At 51.4% G+C, this 2,192-nt stretch carries 3 protein-coding genes; all 3 read right to left on the bottom strand.

What is annotated here, in order from left to right; genetic code table 11:
* Positions 1-240: 240 nt before the first annotated feature.
* Positions 241-861 (bottom strand): Spy/CpxP family protein refolding chaperone, encoded by a 621-nt coding sequence (locus WCO51_12725; protein ID MEI6514117.1) that lies wholly within the window; start codon positions 859-861, stop codon positions 241-243.
* A gap of 81 nt (positions 862-942) precedes the next feature.
* Positions 943-1,434 (bottom strand): DUF134 domain-containing protein, encoded by a 492-nt coding sequence (locus WCO51_12720; protein ID MEI6514116.1) that lies wholly within the window; start codon positions 1,432-1,434, stop codon positions 943-945.
* A 97-nt stretch (positions 1,435-1,531) separates the two neighbouring features.
* Positions 1,532-2,192, bottom strand: a 661-nt coding sequence (locus tag WCO51_12715) for a 3'-5' exonuclease (protein ID MEI6514115.1), incomplete at its 5' end; no start/stop codon positions are given.

Here is a 2,192-nt window from a genome sequence, read left to right as displayed (position 1 = left end):
TCGCGCCAGTCACGTCGAGCCGGCTCTTTCATTATTGACCTCCCACGGCGATAGCCACCGCTCAATTTCATTATTCCACTATCCCCCTGCTGCTGTCAAGAAGGAGCAGGGCAGTCGCAGACTGGATGACCGAAAGCCGGAATTCTCCTCAGAAGCGTTCCGCTCCGTATGCTATTCATGGAATACCTCTCTACTATTACACACGTGCCCTTTTTTTTTCTGGGGAAGATCACTTTAAGCCTATCTGTTTCCACGGCCTCCGCCCATTCCTCGGCTGCCGCCACCCATCATGTAGCAGTTACCGCCTCGACCAAAGCCCATTCCTAGCCCGCATCCCAAACCTGCTCCGAAGCCGGGTTGCTTTACTACCAAGTCGCGGAGTTTGGTTTTCTGCGCGGCTGTGAGTACCTTCATTGCTGAAAAAGTTCGGTCTACCATCGAATTGCGGAGTTTGGCGCGAAGTTGGTCCATCTCAGCAATCTTCGATTTGATCGCGGCTTTATTGGGGGTTTTCGCAGTCCAAAGCAGAGAAAGCTCTTTGGCTTTGACTTGCATCTTATCACTAATTGGTTTCGTATCGGCAAGGAACTTATCGGTTACTTTTTGAAGCTGGGTTATTTGGTTGGCGCTAAGCCCAAGGTCGTTTGCCATAGAAAAGCCGATCCCAATCCCAAGACCAAGACCGCACATCCTGCCGCCGCCACCCATCCGCGGCATATTGGGTTGGTTATTTCCTCCAGGTCCAAAACCAGACCCACCGGGACCCATTCCAGGGCCCCCGCGCCCTCGTTGTGCAACCGCTATACTCATTGTCAGTCCAAGAACGACAGCAACGATAAATGCTACGCTTCCGAGTTTCATTTTCTTATTCCTCCTCATATCATGATCAATTAAATCACAGTCGATCCACCTAGATATTGTACGAGGGTGGATGGGTTTTGTTCAGTCTTTAATCGCTATGGCCGATTGACCCTGGCGAAATCCGCGGCCACGACCCATGCAATTACCTCGTCCGCAGCCTTTCCCTCGATCAGCTCGATGGAAGTTTTGGCTCTGGCACTGCGGGCATTCTGCGGGGCGTCCTGTTCCAAATGGGAGTTCCCAGTTATGTTTGCAGGCCGCACAATGGAACTGTCTAGTTTCACTCACTTCTACTACACCTCCTTCGATGCGAAGTGGCCTTCCTTCGACCAACACCTGAGCAAGCTTCTTTCGAGCATTTTCCAAGATGCGGCCAAAGGTGGCGCGGGAGATACCCATTTCTTCGCCGGCCTGCTCGTGGTATTGCCCTTGCAGGTCTGCGAGGCGAATCGCTTCGAACTCATCGAGGCTAAGAGTAACAAAGTCTTCTGAATTGTCGGCTGATCCGCTTGGATTAAACTGGGTCACGGTAGGCCCATTTCCTATTTGTCTTCGAAAACATGGTCTTGCCATAATGTTTCTCCCATAACTATATTATAAGCATATACTCATAATAAGTCAAGAGGTAATACTGAAATTTCTTTGGAATTCAATGTGGAACGTGTGGAGATTATCCCAATGCCTCAAGTTTGGCGATGCTTTGGAGGAGTTTTTTGATGCCGATTACGCCGGGGAAAGCGACGGTTATCTGGAAGTCCTGGCCTGTTTTTTGACAGGCTACGACTACGCCGATACCGAATTTGGCGTGTTTGACCTTTTCGCTGACGGCAAATGGCATGACTGGGCCGCTATCCCAGCCGTTGACTTGGATGGCGGGTTCTTCCCAGTGATGCGGATCTTTGAATGGTTCAGTCCCTCGCCAATCTCTTTCAACCACACGGCTGGCGGCAGCGGGGGGGGCGCTGCTGCCGATGGGTAAATAGCTATCTTTCGGAAGGTGATCGAGAAATCTCGAACGGCGGGCGATGGTTGGGTAACCATAGAGGGTTCGCCGATAGGCATGGGTTAGGTGCAATTCTTCTTTGGAGCGGGTCATGCCTACGTAGCAGAGGCGGCGCTCTTCTTCAAGCTCCGTATCCGAGGTCATCGCGCGTTGATGGGGGAACAAACCTTCCTCCATGCCCACCATGAATACCACAGGATATTCCAGCCCTTTCACCGTATGCACGGTCATCATGGTGACCATATCAGAAGCGTCGTCATAGGTATCGATGTCAGATACCAACGACACGTTCTGCAGGAAAGTGACCAGTGTTTTATCGTCGGCGTTT

The organism is bacterium, assembly GCA_037131655.1.
Lineage (GTDB): Bacteria > Armatimonadota > Fimbriimonadia > Fimbriimonadales > JBAXQP01 > JBAXQP01.
Note: the sequence above shows the minus strand (reverse complement) of the source record. Positions and strands in the feature narration are given on the sequence as shown.

Coding starts and splice junctions, on each gene's coding strand:
- WCO51_12725 (MEI6514117.1), bottom strand. CDS start 861: ATGAAACTCGGAAGCGTAGCATTTATCGTTGCTGTCGTTCTTGGACTG.
- WCO51_12720 (MEI6514116.1), bottom strand. CDS start 1,434: ATGGCAAGACCATGTTTTCGAAGACAAATAGGAAATGGGCCTACCGTG.